Annotated in this window: 17 protein-coding genes; 9 read left to right on the top strand and 8 right to left on the bottom strand. The window is 72.5% G+C overall.

Going from position 1 to position 17,144, the window contains the following annotated elements; genetic code table 11:
• Positions 1-61: 61 nt before the first annotated feature.
• Both ACIBH1_RS10010 and ACIBH1_RS10005 read right to left on the bottom strand, forming a co-directional pair.
• Positions 62-832 carry an SDR family NAD(P)-dependent oxidoreductase gene (locus ACIBH1_RS10010; protein WP_397313299.1) on the bottom strand — a complete coding sequence of 257 codons (771 nt, stop codon included), beginning with the start codon at positions 830-832 and terminating at the stop codon, positions 62-64.
• A 9-nt stretch (positions 833-841) separates the two neighbouring features.
• The gene (locus ACIBH1_RS10005) at positions 842-2,467 is read right to left on the bottom strand and encodes an FAD-dependent oxidoreductase (RefSeq protein ID WP_397313298.1); all 1,626 of its coding nucleotides are present in this window, start codon (positions 2,465-2,467) and stop codon (positions 842-844) included.
• Positions 2,468-2,523: 56 nt separating this feature from the next.
• On the opposite strand from ACIBH1_RS10005, the gene ACIBH1_RS10000 reads away from it, so the two are divergent.
• The 4 genes from ACIBH1_RS10000 (at position 2,524) to ACIBH1_RS09985 (ending at position 5,486) form a co-directional block, all read left to right on the top strand.
• Complete coding sequence (locus ACIBH1_RS10000; RefSeq protein ID WP_397313297.1) at positions 2,524-3,084, top strand: TetR/AcrR family transcriptional regulator; 561 nt, start codon at positions 2,524-2,526, stop codon at positions 3,082-3,084.
• An 86-nt stretch (positions 3,085-3,170) separates the two neighbouring features.
• A complete protein-coding gene (locus ACIBH1_RS09995; protein WP_397313296.1) occupies positions 3,171-3,932 on the top strand; it encodes an ABC transporter ATP-binding protein in 762 nt (253 codons plus the stop codon).
• 11 nt (positions 3,933-3,943) lie between these two features.
• Positions 3,944-4,705 carry an ABC transporter permease gene (locus tag ACIBH1_RS09990; protein ID WP_397313295.1) on the top strand — a complete coding sequence of 254 codons (762 nt, stop codon included), beginning with the start codon at positions 3,944-3,946 and terminating at the stop codon, positions 4,703-4,705.
• Between the two features lie 16 nt (positions 4,706-4,721).
• Positions 4,722-5,486, top strand: a complete 765-nt coding sequence (locus ACIBH1_RS09985) for a MerR family transcriptional regulator (protein WP_397313294.1) — start codon at positions 4,722-4,724, stop codon at positions 5,484-5,486.
• Positions 5,487-5,504: 18 nt separating this feature from the next.
• Here ACIBH1_RS09985 and ACIBH1_RS09980 read toward each other — a convergent pair whose 3' ends face one another.
• Together ACIBH1_RS09980 and ACIBH1_RS09975 are read right to left on the bottom strand one after the other, a co-directional pair.
• Entirely contained in the window at positions 5,505-5,849 is a 345-nt protein-coding gene (locus tag ACIBH1_RS09980) for a hypothetical protein (protein ID WP_397313293.1), read from the bottom strand.
• Entirely contained in the window at positions 5,795-6,337 is a 543-nt protein-coding gene (locus ACIBH1_RS09975; protein WP_397313292.1) for an SDR family oxidoreductase, read from the bottom strand. The genes ACIBH1_RS09980 and ACIBH1_RS09975 overlap by 55 nt, the downstream gene beginning before the upstream one ends.
• A gap of 81 nt (positions 6,338-6,418) precedes the next feature.
• Here ACIBH1_RS09975 and ACIBH1_RS09970 point away from each other — a divergent pair, with 81 nt between their 5' ends.
• The 3 genes from ACIBH1_RS09970 (at position 6,419) to ACIBH1_RS09960 (ending at position 10,814) form a co-directional block, all read left to right on the top strand.
• Positions 6,419-7,360 (top strand): AraC family transcriptional regulator, encoded by a 942-nt coding sequence (locus tag ACIBH1_RS09970; RefSeq protein WP_397313291.1) that lies wholly within the window; start codon positions 6,419-6,421, stop codon positions 7,358-7,360.
• A 257-nt stretch (positions 7,361-7,617) separates the two neighbouring features.
• Positions 7,618-8,310 (top strand): ABC transporter ATP-binding protein, encoded by a 693-nt coding sequence (locus ACIBH1_RS09965; protein WP_397313290.1) that lies wholly within the window; start codon positions 7,618-7,620, stop codon positions 8,308-8,310.
• The gene (locus ACIBH1_RS09960; RefSeq protein WP_397313289.1) at positions 8,307-10,814 is read left to right on the top strand and encodes an FtsX-like permease family protein; all 2,508 of its coding nucleotides are present in this window, start codon (positions 8,307-8,309) and stop codon (positions 10,812-10,814) included. The genes ACIBH1_RS09965 and ACIBH1_RS09960 overlap by 4 nt, the downstream gene beginning before the upstream one ends.
• Here ACIBH1_RS09960 and ACIBH1_RS09955 read toward each other — a convergent pair.
• Complete coding sequence (locus ACIBH1_RS09955; protein WP_397313288.1) at positions 10,785-11,459, bottom strand: DUF4011 domain-containing protein; 675 nt, start codon at positions 11,457-11,459, stop codon at positions 10,785-10,787. The genes ACIBH1_RS09960 and ACIBH1_RS09955 overlap by 30 nt on opposite strands.
• Before the next feature lie 37 nt (positions 11,460-11,496).
• Between ACIBH1_RS09955 and ACIBH1_RS09950 the strand changes: the two genes are divergently transcribed.
• Positions 11,497-12,381 carry a pirin family protein gene (locus ACIBH1_RS09950; RefSeq protein WP_397313287.1) on the top strand — a complete coding sequence of 295 codons (885 nt, stop codon included), beginning with the start codon at positions 11,497-11,499 and terminating at the stop codon, positions 12,379-12,381.
• On the opposite strand, the gene ACIBH1_RS09945 is transcribed toward ACIBH1_RS09950, so the two are convergent.
• From ACIBH1_RS09945 to ACIBH1_RS09935, 3 genes are all read right to left on the bottom strand, one after another.
• The gene (locus ACIBH1_RS09945) at positions 12,378-14,810 is read right to left on the bottom strand and encodes a protein kinase (RefSeq protein WP_397313286.1); all 2,433 of its coding nucleotides are present in this window, start codon (positions 14,808-14,810) and stop codon (positions 12,378-12,380) included. The genes ACIBH1_RS09950 and ACIBH1_RS09945 overlap by 4 nt on opposite strands.
• A gap of 69 nt (positions 14,811-14,879) precedes the next feature.
• Positions 14,880-15,857: a coiled-coil domain-containing protein gene (locus ACIBH1_RS09940; RefSeq protein ID WP_397313285.1), complete on the bottom strand. Its 978-nt coding sequence runs from the start codon at positions 15,855-15,857 to the stop codon at positions 14,880-14,882.
• Positions 15,858-15,949: 92 nt separating this feature from the next.
• A complete protein-coding gene (locus ACIBH1_RS09935; protein ID WP_397313284.1) occupies positions 15,950-16,375 on the bottom strand; it encodes a winged helix-turn-helix transcriptional regulator in 426 nt (141 codons plus the stop codon).
• A gap of 75 nt (positions 16,376-16,450) precedes the next feature.
• Here ACIBH1_RS09935 and ACIBH1_RS09930 point away from each other — a divergent pair, with 75 nt between their 5' ends.
• On the top strand, positions 16,451-17,104 hold the full coding sequence (locus ACIBH1_RS09930; RefSeq protein ID WP_397313283.1) for an NADPH-dependent F420 reductase: 654 nt from the start codon (positions 16,451-16,453) through the stop codon (positions 17,102-17,104).
• Positions 17,105-17,144 lie beyond the last annotated feature (40 nt).

Below are 17,144 nucleotides of genomic sequence, written 5' to 3'. Positions count from 1 at the left end.
GGGGCCGAGCAAGCCCCGCGCTCTTCTGGTCGTGCGAGCCCGTCCAGTTGTGCAAGCCCGACTAGTTGTGAGAGCCGCCGTCCACGCGCAGTTCCACGCCCGTGAGGTAGGCGGCGTCCGGTGAGGCCGCGTAGGCGATGGTCGCGGCCACGTCCTCGGGCCGGCCGAACCTGTAGGGCCCGAACCGCTGTCCGACCTGCGGCGTGATCCGGCCGTACCAGGCCTGGTCGGTGCCGTCGGGGAAGGTCACGGCCTGGGTCAGCGGGGTCGCCACCCCGCCGGGTGAGACCGCCACCGCCCGCACGCCCTGCTCGCCGTACTCCGCGGCGAGGCTGAGGGTGAACGACAACACCGCGCCCTTGCTGGCCGCGTAGGCCGTCATCCACGGGTGGGCGTGGGTCGCCGACGTCGACGCGGTGTTGATCACGACGCCCCTGCGCTCCACGAGGTGCGCCATGGCCTCGCGGACGAACAGGAACGTGCCGATCATGTTCACGTCGAGCAGCTTGCGGAAGTCGGCGACGGTGAGCGAGGGCAGCGGCGTGACGCGGTGGATGCCGGCCACGTTGACCAGCACGTCGAGCCCGCCGAAGGCGGTGACGGCGCCCTGCACGGCGGCCGAGACGGCGGCCTCGTCGGTGACGTCGACGACTCGCGTCGTGATCGTGCCGCCCCCGGCCTCGACCTCCTTGACGGTCTCGGCCAGGCCCTCGGCGTTGACGTCGACGGCGAACACGCTCGCGCCCTCGGACGCCAGCCGTACGGCGGTGGCGCGGCCGATGCCGGTGGCGGCGCCGGTGAGCAGGACCGACTTGTCGGCGAAACGCTTCACGATGATCTCCTACAGGTCCATGGCGGCGATGTAGCCGAAGGTCATGGCGGGTCCGATGGTGGCTCCGGCGCCGGGGTAGGTCTCCCCCATCACCGAGGCGGAGGCGTTGCCCGCGGCGTACAGCCCCTCGATGGGCGAGCCGTCCTCGCGCAGCACCCGGGCGCGGGCGTCGATGACCAGCCCGCCCTTGGTGCCGATGTCGCCCGGCACGAGCGGGATGGCGTAGAACGGCGGCTTGTCCAGCGGCGCGAGGTTGGGGTTGGGCAGGGTGGGGTCGCCGTAGTAGTTGTCGTAGGCGCTGTCGCCCCGGCCGAAGTCGGTGTCCTCGCCGCGCAGCGCGAGGGTGTTGTAGCGGTCGAAGGTCTTGCGCAGGGTGCCGGCGGGCAGGCCGATCTGGTCGGCCAGGTCCTCGGCGCTGCCGCCCTTCTTCACGAAGCCGCTCTTCAGCCAGGCCTTCTTGAACGGCTGGCCGGGGAAGTGGTTGAGCACCAGGTAGCGGTTCTTGGTCCGGCTGTCGATGATCATCCAGGAGGGCACGGCGTCCTCGGCGTACATGCGGTCCACGAACTCGGCGTACGGCAGGGCCTCGTTGAGGTAACGCTCGCCCCGGCCGTTGACGATCATCAGGCCGGGCACGGCCCGGTCGGTGACCAGGAAGACGGGCCGCTCGCCGGGCGGCACCGCCGAGGGCATGCCCCACACGCGGTCCATCAGGTCGAGCGCGGCGCCCTGGGCCAGCGCCACGTCGATGACGTCGCCGGTCTGGCCTTCCGCGGCCGAGGTCCACGAGGCGTCGGTGGGCGCGGGCAGGAAGCGTTCGCGCATCTCCTGGCTGCGGGAGAACCCTCCCGAGGCCAGGACCACGCCGCGGCGGGCGCGGATCGTGACCGTCCTGCCCTCGCGCTCGGCGACGACCCCGGCGATCCTGCCCTCCTCGACGAGCAGGTCCTTCAGCGGCGTCGACACCCACACGTCGCCGCCCGCCTCGGCCAGCGACAGGCGCAGGCGGGCGATCAGCGACTCGCCGAGGGAGGCCGGTCTGGCGCCGGTCAGCAGCGACTTCACCGCCCTGAGGCCGATCTTGACGGCGGTGCCCTTGCCTGCCCAGGTGCGCATCATCATGTTGACCTTGTTGAACTCGGTCGAGGTCATGACCATGCCGTAGGTGGGCAGCTCGGAGCGTCGCATCTGGCCGAGCAGCGGGCCGAGCCTGCGCAGGTCGAAGACGGGCGGCTCGATGGAGCGCCCGGCGCCGAAGCCTCCGGGCCGCTCGGGGTAGTAGTCGGAGTAGCCCCTGGCGTACTGGAAGCGCACGTGGCGGGTCTTGTCGCGCAGGAAGCGGAGCATCTCGGGGCCGCGGTCGAGGTAGGCGGTCTTCAGCTCGGCCGGCACCCGGTCGCCGACGGTGGCCTGCAGGTACTGCTCGGCCTTGGTGCGCGACTCGCCGAGCCCCTGGTGGTCCAGGTAGGGGTTGCCCGGCACCCACAGGGCGCCGCCGGAGATCGCGGTGGACCCGCCGTACCTGCCGGTCTTCTCGATCACGAGCGCGGTCAGCCCGCGCAGGCGGGCGGTCAGCGCGGCGGTGAGCCCGGCGGCTCCCGATCCCACCACCACGACGTCGTAGATGTGCTCCATGGCGTTCCTCCGGTGAAGCGAGACATCTCTGTCTCACTATGAGTACTATACGTCTCATGGCGCAGAGATATTCCGAGCTGACCCGGGAAGCGATCTTGCGCGGAGCCGCCGCCACCCTGCGCACGGACCCCGCGGCCGGCATGGCCGAGATCGCGACGGCCGCCGGGATCGGCCGGGCCACGCTCTACCGCTACTTCGCCACCCGCGAGGAACTCCTGGCGGAGCTGGCGCGCTTCTCCGCCTCTGAGTCGCTGCGCGTGCTGGCCGAGGCGGGCGTCGACTCCCCGAACCTGCCGCTGCCCGAGACGCTCGCCCGCGCCGTACGAGCCCTGCTCACCACCGGCCGCGCCTACTGGGCCCTCAGCCCGCGCCACGCCTCCTTGTGGCCGGAGGAGGAGCAGGTGGGGTGGTGGATCCAGGAGTTCGTCGCCCGGGCGCAGGAGGCGGGCTCGCTGCGCACCGACATCCCCGCCGACCAGCTCGGCGCCCTGCTCGGCACCCTCATCGCGGGCTCGCTCACCTACGAGCCGCTGGTCTCGCTCGGCGTCGAGGACGCCGCGTCGGCGATCGTCACCCTCTTCCTGACGGGCGCCGCCTCTCCGGAGAAGGCCGACTAGCCCGGCGCCTTGGGCCCATCCCGCGGTTCAAGCCTCGACGAGCGGGGCTTGACCCTGACGCAGCGTCAACCCCTCATGCTGGCGCCATGAGCATTCCCCCAACACCCACGGCGATCCAGGTGCGGGGCCTGGAGAAGTCGTTCAAGGAGCTGCACGTCCTGCGCGGCGTCGACTTCGAGGTGGCGCGCGGCAGCATCTTCGCCCTGCTCGGTTCGAACGGCGCGGGCAAGACCACGGTGGTGAGGATCCTGTCGACGCTCCTCAAGGCCGACGCGGGCACCGCCCGCGTCAACGGCTTCGACGTCGCGGCCCAGGCCGCAGGAGTGCGCGGGTCCATCAGCCTGACCGGCCAGTTCGCGGCCGTCGACGGCGTCCTGAGCGGGCGCGAGAACCTCGTCCTGGTCGCCAGGTTGTGGCATCTCAAGAACCCGGGCGCCGTGGCCGACGACCTGCTGCGGCGCTTCTCCCTCACCGAGGCGGGGTCACGGAGGGCGGCGACGTACTCCGGAGGCATGCGCCGCCGCCTCGACATCGCGATGAGCCTCGTCGCCGATCCGCCCGTCGTCTTCCTCGACGAGCCGACGGCCGGGCTCGACCCGCAGGCGCGCATCGAGGTGTGGCAGGCCGTGCGGTCTCTAGCCCAGGGCGGCACGACCGTGCTGCTCACCACCCAGTACCTGGACGAGGCCGAGCAACTCGCCGACCGGATCGCGATCCTGCACCAGGGCCGCGTCATCGTCGACGGCACCCTGGACGAGCTCAGGAAGCTGCTGCCGCCGGCGAAGGTCGAGTACGTCGAGAAGCAGCCCTCCCTCGAGGACGTGTTCCTCGCCGTCGTCCGCACCTGAGGGGATCGATCATGGCCACGCATTTCCTGGGCGACACCGCCGTCCTCACCGGACGGTCCCTGCGCCACATCACGCGCAGCCTCGACACGATCATCACCACGGCGATCACTCCGATCGCCATGATGCTGATGTTCGTCTACGTCTTCGGCGGCGCGGTCGACACCGGGCCGGTCCCCTACGTGAACTACATGCTTCCCGGCATCCTGCTCATCACCATCGCCTCCGGCATCGCCTACACGGCGATGCGCCTGATGCTGGACATGCAGGGCGGCATCTTCGAACGTTTCCAGTCGATGCCGATCGCCCGCTCGTCGGTGTTGTGGGCGCACGTGCTGACCTCGGTGGCGGCCAACGTGATCTCGCTCGTGCTCGTCGTCGGCGTCGCCTTCCTCATCGGCTTCCGCCCGGACGCCGGGGTGACGGCGTGGCTGGGGGCCGCGGGCCTGCTCGTCCTGTTCACCCTCGCGCTGACCTGGATCGCGGTCATCCCGGGCCTCACGGCCAAGACCGTCGACGGCGCGAGCGCCTTCTCCTACCCGCTGATCTTCCTGCCGGTCGTCAGCTCGGCGTTCGTGCCCACCGACACCATGCCGGGCCCGGTGCGCGCCTTCGCCGAGAACCAGCCGGTGACCTCCGTCATCGACACCATCCGCAACCTGCTCACCGGGCAGCCGGCCGGGTCCGGCCTCTGGACGGCCATCGCCTGGTGCGCGGGCATCATCGCCCTCGCCTACGTCCTGGCCACGCTCGTGTACCGCCGGCGGATCGCGTAGGAGGCATGATCGGACCATGCTGACGATCGGTCAACTGGCCGCCTACGCGGGCGTCACCGTCCGCGCCGTGCGGCACTACCACCAGATCGGGCTCCTGCCCGAGCCCGAGCGGGACGCCGCGGGCTACCGGCAGTACGGCGCGACGGCCGTCGTCGCCCTCATCAAGATCCGCAGCCTGGCCGACGCCGGCGTGCCCCTGTCGCAGATCGGTCACCTGCTCGACGCCGACGCGGAGACCTTCGCGCTGGCCGTACGGAAGATCGACGACCGGCTGCGCGAGGAGATCGGACGGCTGGAGTCGAGCCGCAGTCAGATCGCGCAGCTCGCCGCGGGCGACAGCCTGGTGCTGCCGCCCGAGGTGGTCGCCTTCCTCGACCGGCTGCGGGAGATCGGGGCCTCGGAGCGCATGGTCGAGGCCGAGCGCGACGGGTGGATCCTGGTCGCGGCCCGCTGGCGCGACCAGCTGGCCGAGATCATGCCGACCAAGCACGCCCAGCTCGAAGACCCGCTCATGGTGCGGCTCTACCAGGTCGGGTCGGCTCTGCTGGAGGACGGCACGGCGGACGATCCGCGCCTGGTAGAGGTGGCCGACATCCTCGCCGACCTGGCCGAGCGGGCGCCTCCCTCCGGCGAGGCGGGGGGCGACGACGTGGCGCACGACCTGATCGACGCGCTGGTCGTGGAGTCCGATCCGCGGTCGCAGCGGCTGCTGGAGCTGCTGCGCGAGCGCGGGTGGAGCGGCTGGTCCCGTCCCGAACGAGTGCCACGACCACCCGGCTAGCGCGGAGGCCGCACTGGGCTACGCGGGGTTCCACACCCCGCTGGGGGCGATTTCGGCCACCCAGTCGGCGAAGTCGCGCGGCCGGCGCTTCAGCGCCCGCTCGACGCCGTCGGCCAGCGTGCTGTTGCGCCCGTCGAAGAACTCCGAGAGCAACGTCGCCAGCGGCTCGGCGAACGCGCGCGGGGCGCCCTCCGCGACGACCGCGTCGGCGAACTGCTCGCGCGTGGCCGGCACGTAGCGCAGCTCGCGACCCGTCGCCCTGGCGATCTCGGCCACGCCTTCCGCGAAGGTCCACAGCCGCGGCCCCGTCAGCTCGTACCTCTCGCCGACGTGCCCGTCCTCGGTGAGCGCGGCCACCACCACGTCGGCGATGTCGTCGGCGTCGACGAACGGTTCGGCGTTGTCACCGGCGGGCAGGGCCAGCACCCCTGGCGCAGCGGCTCCAGGAACACGCCCTCGTCGAAGTTCTGGTTGAACGAGGCCGGGGCGACGACGGTCCACTCCACCGGCAGGCTCGTCACCGCGTCCTCGCACCGCGTCGCCTCGTCCTGGTTGCGGGCCGACAGCAGCACCAGGCGCCGCACCCCGGCGTCGACCGCGAGCCCGGCCACGGCGCCGATCGCGTCCGCCGCGCCGGGCCAGTCGACCTCGGGGTAGTACATCAGGTAGGCCGACCTCACCCCGGCGAAGGCGCCGGCCCAGGTCGAGGAGTCCTCCCAGTCGAACGGCGGCTCGCCGGCGCGGGAGCCGACCCGCACGTCGACGCCTCGCTCGACCAGCCTCCTGGTCACCCGGCGCCCGATCCTGCCGGTGCCGCCGAGAACCAATGTCGTGTGCTCGTTCACTGTCATGCCTCAAGCCTGGCCACGAGGTTCTGGATGGTCCATGGCCGAGATGCCGAAACGCATGTGCGATCGTCTAGGGTGGAGCGCGTGGACGCACTCGCGGGACTGCTCGAGGGACCACGCGCCAGCGGCGCCTTCCTCCTCCGCATCGTCCTCGACCCGCCGTGGTCGATCAGGGTCCAGGACGGCTCGCCGCTGTGCGTGGCCGTGATGCTCAGCGGCGAGGCGTCCTTCGAACCCGACCACGGCGAGCCCGCGCGCCTTCGCCCCGGCGACGTCGCCATCGTGCGCGGGAGCGACCCGTACGTGATGCGCGACGACCCGGCCACCCCGCCGATGGTCATCGTCCATCCCGGCCAGCGGTGCGTCGCGCTCGACGGCGTCGACCTGCGCGAGCGCATGTCGCTCGGCGTGCGCACGTGGGGCAGCGACCCGGGCGGCTCCGTGCAGCTGCTGCTGGGCGTCTACGAGGAGGTCGGCGCCGTGGGCCAGCGCCTGCTCGACGTCCTGCCGCCGCTGCTGGTCGTCTCCCAGGACACGTGGGACTCCACGCTCATCCCGGTGCTGGCGGGCGAGGTCTCCAAGCAGGGCCCGGCGCAGAGCGTGATGCTCGACCGGCTGCTCGACCTGCTGCTCATCTCGGTGCTGCGCGCGTGGTTCGACCGCCCGGAGACCGAGTCGCCCTCCTGGTACCAGGCCTACGCCCACCCCGTGGCGGGCGAGGCGCTGCGCCTGTTCCACGAGAACCCCGCGCACGGCTGGACCCTGGAGCGCGTCGCCGCCGAGATCGGCGTGTCCCGGGCGACGCTGGCCGAGTGTTTCCGCGCCACGGTCGGCACGCCGCCGATGACCTACCTGACCGAGTGGCGCCTGGCGCTGGCCGCCGATCTGCTGCGCCAGTCCGACGCCACCCTCAACGCCGTCGCCCGCCAGGTCGGCTACGGCAGCGGGTTCGCGCTCAGCTCGGCGTTCAAGCGCGTGTACGGCATCAGCCCGCAGGAGCACCGCGCCACCGCACCGGCCAACTGAGCCCCGCCGCCCGTCGGCACAGAACGGGCATAGCCCTTGAGTTGTGCATACTGCGTATGCATACTGAGTACTCATGCCGATCCGGCGCGGGGCAAGGCGGACGTGCATGGCCGGGCCGCCCACACGATCACAGGGGCCGGCCGGACGGAAGTGGAGCGGTGGTCCGGCACACCGGTCGTCCACTCCGACCGGCCGCTGGGCGAACCGGCCGGGCAACGGCGGCTCGACCACTGCGAGGCCGTTCTCATGGAGGAACGATGACGTTCGTACGGCTGGCCGACGTGGCCAGGGTTCACGGCGAGGGGGCGACGGCCGTACACGCGCTGAGGGGCGTGAGCCTCGAGGTCGGCGCGGGAGACCTGGTGGCGGTCATGGGCCCGTCCGGGTCGGGCAAGTCGACCCTGCTCAACCTGGCCGGCGGCCTCGACAGGCCCACCTCCGGAAGCGTGCACCTCGGCGAGCAGGACCTGGCCGAGGTGCGCGACCTGGCGGCGCTGCGGCGCCGCAGCGTCGGCTACGTCTTCCAGGACCGCAACCTGATCGACTCGCTGACGGCGGCGGAGAACGTGATGTTGCCGCGCGAGCTCGACGGCCTGAGCTCGGGCCGCGCCCGGCGGGAGGCCATGGCGGTGCTGTCCGAGCTCGACGCCGAGGACCTGGCCGGCCGGTATCCCGAGGAGTTGTCCGGCGGCCAGCGCCAGCGGGTGGCGATCGCCCGCGCCCTGGTCGGCGATCGGCGCCTGCTGCTGGCCGACGAACCGACCGGGGCGCTCGACACGCGCACCGGCGACGAGATCCTGGGCGTCTTACGCGCGCGCTGCGACGCGGGCGCCGCGGTCCTGCTGGTCACCCACGAGCCGCGCTACGCCGCGTGGGCCGACCGTGTGGTGTTCCTGCGCGACGGGATGATCGCCGACCACTCGCACGTCGTCACGGGGAGCGCCCGATGAGCGCCGCCCGAGCCGCGCTGCGCATCGCCCGCCGTACGGCGTGGAGGTCGCGGGGACGAAGCGCGCTCATCATGGTGATGATCGGGCTGCCGGTGCTGGTCATCACGGCGATGTTCACCCTCATCGAGACCGCGACCATCACCTCGCAGGAGGGCCTGGTCGCCGAGCTCGGCGCGGCCGACGTCCGCCTCATGCAGGTCCCCGCGGGCACGGTGCTCCAGCAGAAGCCGGGCGGGGGCGGCTGGACCACGGGCGAGCGCGGCGACGACGAACCCACGCTCGGCGTCGCCGAGGTGGCGCGCCTGCTCCCGCCCGGTGCCCGGCTGATCCCCTACGGCACCGGCGAGCTCCCGTTGCCCACCGGACCCGTCGAAGCCCTGAGCACCGACCTGCGCGACCCCCTCACCACGGGCATGCTGACGCTGGCCGAGGGCAGGTTTCCGTCCGCGGGCGAGGTCGCGGTGACGCCGGCGCTCGGCCTGCGGCCCGGCGACCTGCTCCGGCCGGTGGGCGCGACGCCGCTGCCAGTGGTGGGCGTGGTCGAACACCCGCACCGGCCCTCGCTGCGGCAGGTCGTGGGCCCCGATCTCCCGCTCGCGCCTCCGAAGCGGTTCTGGTCGCCGGGCGAGTTCGGCCCCGGCTGGCTGGCCGAGACTCCCGCACCGGTGAGCTGGGGCGAGATACGCACGCTGAACGCGGCCGGCCTGCACGTCACCTCCCACGCCGTGATCATGGAGGATGCGCCTTCCCGCTCCTCCCCCGTGAACGTCCAGCACGCGGTCGGGCTCGGCACCATGGTGATCATGATGGTGCTGGAGACCGTGCTGCTGGCCGGGCCCGCCTTCGCCGTCGGCCTCAGACGGCGGCGTCGCAAGCTGGCCGAGATCGCGGCGCAGGGCGGCTCCGCGCGCCACCTGCGGATGATCGTGCTGGCCGACGGCCTGATCCTGGGCGGCGCGGCCACCGTGCTGGCGACGGCGCTGGGCATCGGGGCCGGCGTGCTGGGCGCCTCGGTCGCGGCGCGATGGGGCGGGCAGGTCGGCCCGCCCGACGTGCCGTGGGCGCCGGTGCTGGGCGTCGCGGCGCTGGGCCTGGTCTCCGGGCTCGCGGCCGCGCTGGTGCCCGCCGTCCAGGCGGCCCGGCAGGACGTCGTGAGCGTGCTGGCCGACCGCGCGCCGTCCGTGGCCGGTCGCCGCGAGCGGCGCACCCTGCCCGTCCTGGGTCTCGTGCTGGTGCTGGCCGGGCTGGCGGCGATCGTGGTCGCGCGCCGCCAGACGGGCTCGACGTGGGTGTGGGCCACCGCGGTCCTGATCATGGTCGGGCTGGTGATGCTGACCCCGTGGCTGGTCCGCCTCACCGGCCGCGCCGCCGCCCGGCTGCGCCTGCCCCTGCGGCTGTCCGTGCGCGACGCGGTCCGCCACCGGTCCCGTACGGCGAGCGCCGTGGCGGCCGTCATGGGCGTCACGGCCACGGTCGTCGCCGTGGGCATCGGCGCCCAGAGTGAGCACCTGGACCAGCGGCGCGCCTACACCTCCGCGCGCCCGACCGGCATGCTGGCGATCTGGGGCGGGACCATGCCGGACAGGTCCTGGGACAAGCTCAGGGCCGAGGCGGTGCGGCGGCTGCCCGGCGTCTCCCTGGCCTCCGGCTACCAGGTGCGGGACACCACGGGCCGCCACCGCTACGCGCTGCGCTACACCGTGCGCTGGAACGGCGTCCGTATCCGCCGCACGGCCGCCGTCGGCGGCCAGGACCTGCTCAGGCTCCTGCAAGGACGCCACGACCCTCAGGCCGCCGCGGCGCTGGCCGGCGGCAAGGCCGTGGTGTTCGACCCGTCCGCGGTGCGCGACGGCAAGCTGAAACTGCGGGCCGGCTCCACCTCGGGTCCCGCGCGCACCCTGGAGGTCCCGGCGGTGGTGGCGACGCCCGCCGAGGAGCACCAGGGAGGTTTCCTGCTGCCGCGCGCCCTGGTCGAGCAGGCGGGGTTCTTGACGGTGGAGCGTCAGCTCTACGCCATGCACCGGCCGCCCGCTGGATCGACGCTGGCGGGCGACCTGGCCGCGGTGATTCCGCGCGTGACCGTCGCCTCCGAGGAGGGCTACCGCAACCTGCCGGATCCGGGCCTGTGGGGCTGGCTCGTCGGCGCCCTGATCCTCGTCGTCGGCGGGACACTCGCCGCCACCGGCCTGGCCGCCGCCGACATGCGGCCCGAGCGCTCGACGATGACGGCCATCGGCGCCCCGCGCAGGACGCTGCGCCTGGTCGTGGCCGGGCAGGCGCTCTACATCTCGGGGCTCGGCGCGCTCATCGGCCTGGGCGCGGGCACCGTGACAGGCGTGGCGCTGGCCCGGCCCATGACGACCCACGGAGCCGGCGACCCCGCCACGATCGCCGTCCCGTGGCTCTTCGTGGCCGCCGTCGTCGTGGGGCTGCCCCTCCTGTCGAGCGCGGCGGCGCTGCTCACCCGGACCGGGTCAGGGATCCGGAGGACCTCCTGGGGCTGACGGGCGGCACTCGAGGTCCGTGCCCGGCGTCTCCTCCACCGCCCGCTCGTACGCCTGCCTCAGCTTGGCGATCTCCCCTTGCGGATTGTGGAACCAGTTCGTCGACCACAGCCGGCGGAAGCTCCACCCCAGCCTCTCCAGGCGCTCCTCGCGCAGCCGGTCCCGGTCCCTGGTGCTGCGCGAGTCCCGATACGACGGCCCGTCGGCCTCGATGGCCAGCACCACGCGCTCCGGGTCGCGGGGATGGGTGGCCACGAAGTCCACGCGGAAACCGCCCACCCCGTACTGCGGCACGACGGTGATCCCGAACAGCGCGAGCCTGTCGCGCACGCCGGCCTCGAACGCGTCCAGCGCGTCCGCTCCGCCGGCGTCGAGGCCGAGCTCGAAGTCGTCGTGGCGGGCACGGGTCGGGGTGATCGTCAGCCCGCGCAGCAGCACGGGCGCGGCGGGCTGCAGGAACAACTCGTCCCAGCGGGCCAGCCCGGTGGCCAGGTATGCGGCCCTGATGCCGCGCTCCTCCAGCAGCTCACGCGCCTTGCGGTGGATGGTCTGCACCCGGCGGATGGAGCCGGTGCGCAGGAATCGCTCCAGCATCGCGGGCTCGGCAGCCGCCAGGTCGAGCAGCTCCCCACGGGGGCTCTCCATGGGCTCTGCCATGAGTCGGACCACTACCCTCGAATACGTGAGCAATGTTGACGACCACCCTGAAGAGCTGGTTTGTACGGCAGGCGGCGAAGGCGAGGTGCTCACCGGGCACCGGGTGGCCCTCGGCGGCCCGCGCGCCATGATGAACGTCAACCGCGTGCTGCCCAACCGCGGCCGCCGGATGATCGGCGCCTGGTGCTTCCTCGACAGCTACGGCCCCGAGGTGTCCACCATGCGCGTGCCGCCGCACCCGCACACCGGCCTGCAGACGGTCACCTGGCTGGTCGAGGGCGACGTGCTGCACCAGGACAGCGTCGGCAGCGTGCAGCGGGTCCGGCCGGGGCAGCTCAACCTGATGACCGCCGGTCGCGGCATCTCCCACTCGGAGGAGTCGCCGCGCACGCTCCTGCACGGCGTGCAGCTGTGGGTGGCGCTGCCCGGCTCCGACCGTCACGTGGCGCCGCACTTCGAGCACCACGCCGGCCTGCCCGAGGAGGGCGGCGTCCGGGTCGTGATGGGCTCGCTGGGAGGGCTGAGCTCCCCCGCCACCGCCTACACGCCGCTGGTGTGCGCGGAGATCGCCGTCGACGGGGAGCGGGAGGTGCCCTTGGACCCGGCCTTCGAACACGGGGTGTTGTGGCTGACCGGCCCGATGGACAGCCTGCGCTACCTGGCGCCCGGCCGTACCTCCTTGTCGCTGTCCGGGCGCGGACGGGTGCTGCTCATCGGCGGCGAGCCGTTCGCCGAGCAGTTGGTGATGTGGTGGAACTTCGTGGGCCGCACCCACGAGGAGATCGCCGCCTACCGCAAGGAGTGGGCCGAGGGCGGCGAGTTCGGCGCCGTCGACGGGTTCGACGGCGCCCGGCTGCCCGCCCCCGCGCTGCCGAACGCCCGGCTGAAGGCGCGGGGGCGGCTGGGCTAGCGGAAGGTGTAGAAGACCGACACCTTGTCGTCGGTCTTCGACAGCTCGGCGAGCACGCGAACCTTCTCGCCGGTGAAGTCGATCACCCGGATCTCCGAGCCGCCGCCGCTGAGCCCGGCCCAGCAGACCAGGTGCTGCTCGTCGTACCACCAGGAGTCGCCGGTGCAGGCGGAGGCGAACCGCTCGACCTCGCCGCCGGTGGTGGCGTCGTAGACGCAGTGGTCGCTGGAGCTCAGCCCCGGGCAGGTCGTCTGGAACAGCCTGCCCGACGGGGAGAACAGGAACCCGGCCACGGACGAGCCCACGTTCGGCACCCTGCGCACCCGCTCGCCGCTCTTGTCGAAGAAGCGCAGCGCCTGCGTGTCGGTGTCGGGGTGCAGGGCGACGACGCCGTTCTGCTCGCCGTCGAAGCCGTAGCGGATGTCACGCAGCGAGCTCTCGCGCAGGGTGGCGACCTGGGCGGTGCGCGACTCGATGTCGACGATGGCGAAGCCGGTCGACTGCCAGCCGTCCTTGACCGGCTTGCCGATGTTGACCAGCAGCTTGCCGCTGTCTTTCGACCAGATCTCGATGTAGCCGCTCTGCGGCTTCTTGGCCGTCTCGACCACGAAGCTCTCGCCGCTGGCCTTGTCGGTGATCTTCACGCTGTCGCGGTTGTTCTCGGTGTACTGCTTGCCGCGCGAGGCCTCCCAGCGGCCGTCGGGCGACAGCAGCGCCTCCCAGTCGTCGCCGCGCCGCGTGAAGCCGCCGGTGAGCGACTCGCGCGGGTAGTAGATCGCGTTCTTGGTGACGGGGTCGCGCACGGTGTAGGTCGTCAGGCGCACGGCGTCCGACGGGTGCTCGTAGATCTTCACGCCGGTGTCGGGCAGCTCCACGGTGACCAGGTCGGTGGTGCTGATCTGCTGCGGCGACGGGGACGGGGTGGGGGTGACCTCCGGCGTCTGCGAGGGCGACGGCGTCACCTGGGAGCTGGCGGCCATCGGGCTGGGGCTCGGGGTCGGGGTGCCGCGGTTGCTCTGCACGGCGACCACGACGGCCACGACGGTGGCCACCACGGCCAGGCTCGCCGCGATGCCCGCCACCACCGGCCCGCGGCTGCGGCGCTCGGGGGTGGACGACGGGGACCAGGGCGCGTTTCCTCCCACGGTGGCGCCGGGCGAGGCCCACGCCTGCTCCTGGTGGCCGGGCTGCTGCCACTGCTGCTGCGCTCCCCCGGAGGGCGGCGGCCACGCCTGCGCGCCACCGTCCGCTGGCGACCAGGCCTGCTGCCCCTGCGGCCCGCTTCCGGCGGGCGGCCACGACTGCGGTACGGCGGGGCCGCCACCCGCGGGCGGCCCCGACTGGGGTACGGCGGGGCCTCCGCTCGCGGGCGGCCACGACTGGGGCGCGGCCTGCCCGGCTGCGGCCGGTGGCCACGAGTGCGGCGCCTGGGGCCCGCTTCCCGCGGGCGGCCAGGTGTGCGGCGGCTGCGGGCCGCTTCCCGACGGCGGCCACGATCGCGGCGAGGGGTGCGGGGACGGCTGTTCCGCGCTCGACGGCGGCCACGAGTGTTGCTGCGGCACCATCGGCGCGCCCGGGAGTGGCCCCTGGCCGCTGGCCACCGACGCCGCCTCCGACAGCTGCACCGGCTGCCCCACCAGCGCCATGATCACCTGCTCGGCCGTCGGCCGCCGCGCCGGGTCCTTGCTGAGGCACGCCCCCACCAGATCGCGCAACGTCCCGCTGAGCCCCGACAGATCGGGCTCGTTGTTGAGCACCTGGTGGATGATCGCCGGAACCGAATCCCCCGGGAACGGCCCGCGCCCGCAGGCGGCGTACACCATCGTCGAGGCCCACGCGAACATGTCCGAGGCGGGTCCTGCGGGATGCGCCATGATCTGCTCGGGCGACATGTACGAGGGCGTGCCCACCGGCGAGGAGGTGATGGACGTCATGTCCAGCGCCCTGGCGATCCCGAAGTCGATCACCCGGGGCCCCTCGGAGGCCAGCAGCACGTTGGCCGGGCTGAAGTCGCGGTGCACGATGCCCGCCTGGTGGATGGCGGCCAGCGCGGTCACCGTCCCGATCGCCAGGCGGTGCAGCGCCGGTCCGCTGCGCGGCCCCTGCTGGGTGACGACCTGGTGGAGCGTGGGCCCGTCGATGTATTCGCTGACGATGTAGGGCCGTCCGTCCTGCATGCCGGTGGCGATGCAGCGTGCGGTGCAGAAGGGCGCGACGCGCTGGGCCACCGACGCCTCGCGGACGAACCGCTCGGCGGCGACGGTGTCGCCCGACAGGTGGGGCCGCAGCCATTTGATCGCCACGAGCTCGCCTCGCTCGTCGGCGCCGACGTAGACGACACCCTGGCCGCCCTCGCCTAACCGGCCGCGGAGTTCGTAGCCTCCGAGGCGTTCGGGGTCTTCCGGCCTGCGCGGTGTATACGACGGCATGCCTGGATTATGCGGTTCCTCCTTGCAGCGGGCTTGCAGAACCGCCACCCCACCTGGAGGCCAGGTCGATCAGTACACCGACACGTGCGGGTGGTCGTAGTGGTTGGCCGTGGTGCCGCCGCGGTTGGACATCACGCGCCACTGGCCGCTGCGCACGTGCCAGATGCGCTGGCGGTAGATCACGTACATGATGCCCAGCCGCTTGGCGTTCTTGACCACCCAGGCGGCGATCTTGTGGCCGCGGTCGACCTGCTCCTTCGACGGCATCTGCCCGCCGGTGCTGAGCATGAAGTCGCACGCCCGCCCCAGGGGGTGCTCGCCGCCGTCGTTGAAGGCGCGGTAGCAGCCGACGCCGTACCCGCCGGTGCCGAAGCGGCCGACGATCAGGTCGCGGACCAGGCGCATGCGCGGCGTGATGTGGTCGGATCCGGTGGGCAGCTGCGGCACCCACGTGCCGTCGGACTGGCGGAAGCCGGGGGCGTCGTGGGCCAGGTCGATCTTGTCGCGGATCTGCTCGATGAGCTTCTCCGCGCGCTTCTTGCGCTTGTCGAGGTCCTTCATCGAGTCCTTGAGCGCCTTGCCGCGCTCGGAGGCCTCGGTCTGGGCGGCCTGGTGCTTGTCGCGCACGGCCTTGAACCCGGCCAGCCGGTCGGCCTCCTCCTCGAGGATGTGCTGGTTGATGGTCAGGCGCCGCAGGTGCGTCTGCGGGTCGACGCCGCCGGAGATCATGGTCAGCGCGGCCGTCTCACCGTTGCCGTTCATGTAGTGCTCGACGGCCATGCGCTTGAGCTGGCCGGATTCGTGGTCGAGCACCGCCTGCGCCTCGTCGAGCTGCCCCTGCGCGTCCTTGTCGGCCTGCTCGACCTTCTCCAGCTGGATCCGGGCCTGGTAGTAGTCCTCGATCAGCCGGTCGGACTCCTTCTGCAGCGCCGTCAGCTCGCTCTTGAGCTTCTTCAGCGACGGCTTCGGGTCGGCCTGCGCGGGCCCCGCCAGCAGGGAGATGGCGACCACGGCCGCGACGAGCGCTCGAAGGCACCCAACCGCCACACTTCTCCTTTGCCCGCACTTGACTGTCCGATGGACGATAGTAGCGGTCAGTTGGAGAGCTTATGCCCGGACTGCCGGGAACATCTGATCATTCACGGCATCCCGCCGAGGCTCACCTCCGCGCCGGCCTTCTCCTGAGCGTCGAGGAGCTCGTCACCGTGCTCCTGCGCCCAGTGCCCGAGAGCCTTCAACGGACCGTCCACCAAGCTCCGCCCCAGCCCGGTCAGGGCGTACTCGACACGCGGCGGAGCCTCGGCATGCGCACGGCGGTCGATCAGCCCGCTGGCGAGCAGACGGTGCAACGCCTGCGTCAGCACCTTGTCGCTGACGCCGCCGATGGCGTGACGCAGCTCGCGCCGGCGCAGCGGGCCGGGGGCGAGGGCCGCCAGGACCACGGGGTCCCACGTGTGGGCGAACAGATCGGTGGCCGCTCGCACCCGGCAATCCGCCACGAACTCGTCACGGTCCATGCCCCGATCGCCCCTCTCGCCGACCATCATCGACGGCCCGTCGCGCACCGATCGGTGCGTAACGCCCTCCCTACCGTAGCCACCAGACGATCACCGCTCGACGCGAGGTGAAAGGGGATGCGGATGCGCATCGGGATTCTGGGCACGGGAACGCTGGCGGCGGCGCTGGGCGAGGGCTGGCTGCGCGCAGGACATGAGCTGGCCGTCGCCGGGCGCTCCCCGGCCAGGGCGAGGCAGCTCGCCGACCGGCTGGGGCGTGGGGCGCGCGCCGTCACGCCGCGTCAGGCGGTCGTGGATCGGGACGCCGTGCTGCTCGCGGTGTCCTGGCAGGGCGCCGAGGACATGCTGCGCAGTGCGGGCGCGGCCGACGGCTCCCTGGAGGGAACGGCGTTGATCGATCCGACGAACGCCGTCGAGCACGGCGTGGGTGTGGTGCTCACCGGACCCGGTGAGGCGATGGCGCAGCGGATCGCCGTGCTGTCTCCGGGGGCGCACGTCGTGAAGGCCTTCCACCTGTTCCCCTCCGAGCAGTGGACCAGGCCTCGCGCCGGCGGCGGACATCCGGTCACGGTGGCGATGTGCGGTGACGATCCCGGCGCGTTGCAGATCGTCGGGGAGCTGGTCCGTGACGTCGGCGGAGCCCCGGCCGTGCTGGGATCGCTGGATCGTGCCCGCCAGCTGGAGGAGGTCGCCGGTTTCGTCATCGGGCTCGCCTTCGCCGGCACCGACCCCGGCTCCGCCGTCCCGCACTCGCCGGTTGCGCAACACACCCTATAGGGGTATACGGTGTCCCATGAATCGACAGCAGGAGTGAAAG

It is taken from the genome of Nonomuraea sp. NPDC050663, assembly GCF_044456985.1.
In the GTDB taxonomy this organism is placed as follows: domain Bacteria; phylum Actinomycetota; class Actinomycetes; order Streptosporangiales; family Streptosporangiaceae; genus Nonomuraea.
This window is presented reverse-complemented; position numbering and strand designations above follow the sequence as displayed.

Coding starts and splice junctions, on each gene's coding strand:
- ACIBH1_RS10005 (WP_397313298.1), bottom strand. CDS start 2,467: ATGGAGCACATCTACGACGTCGTGGTGGTGGGATCGGGAGCCGCCGGG.
- ACIBH1_RS10000 (WP_397313297.1), top strand. CDS start 2,524: ATGGCGCAGAGATATTCCGAGCTGACCCGGGAAGCGATCTTGCGCGGA.
- ACIBH1_RS09995 (WP_397313296.1), top strand. CDS start 3,171: ATGAGCATTCCCCCAACACCCACGGCGATCCAGGTGCGGGGCCTGGAG.
- ACIBH1_RS09990 (WP_397313295.1), top strand. CDS start 3,944: ATGGCCACGCATTTCCTGGGCGACACCGCCGTCCTCACCGGACGGTCC.
- ACIBH1_RS09985 (WP_397313294.1), top strand. CDS start 4,722: ATGCTGACGATCGGTCAACTGGCCGCCTACGCGGGCGTCACCGTCCGC.
- ACIBH1_RS09975 (WP_397313292.1), bottom strand. CDS start 6,337: ATGACAGTGAACGAGCACACGACATTGGTTCTCGGCGGCACCGGCAGG.
- ACIBH1_RS09965 (WP_397313290.1), top strand. CDS start 7,618: ATGACGTTCGTACGGCTGGCCGACGTGGCCAGGGTTCACGGCGAGGGG.
- ACIBH1_RS09960 (WP_397313289.1), top strand. CDS start 8,307: ATGAGCGCCGCCCGAGCCGCGCTGCGCATCGCCCGCCGTACGGCGTGG.
- ACIBH1_RS09955 (WP_397313288.1), bottom strand. CDS start 11,459: ATGGAGAGCCCCCGTGGGGAGCTGCTCGACCTGGCGGCTGCCGAGCCC.
- ACIBH1_RS09945 (WP_397313286.1), bottom strand. CDS start 14,810: ATGCCGTCGTATACACCGCGCAGGCCGGAAGACCCCGAACGCCTCGGA.
- ACIBH1_RS09930 (WP_397313283.1), top strand. CDS start 16,451: ATGCGCATCGGGATTCTGGGCACGGGAACGCTGGCGGCGGCGCTGGGC.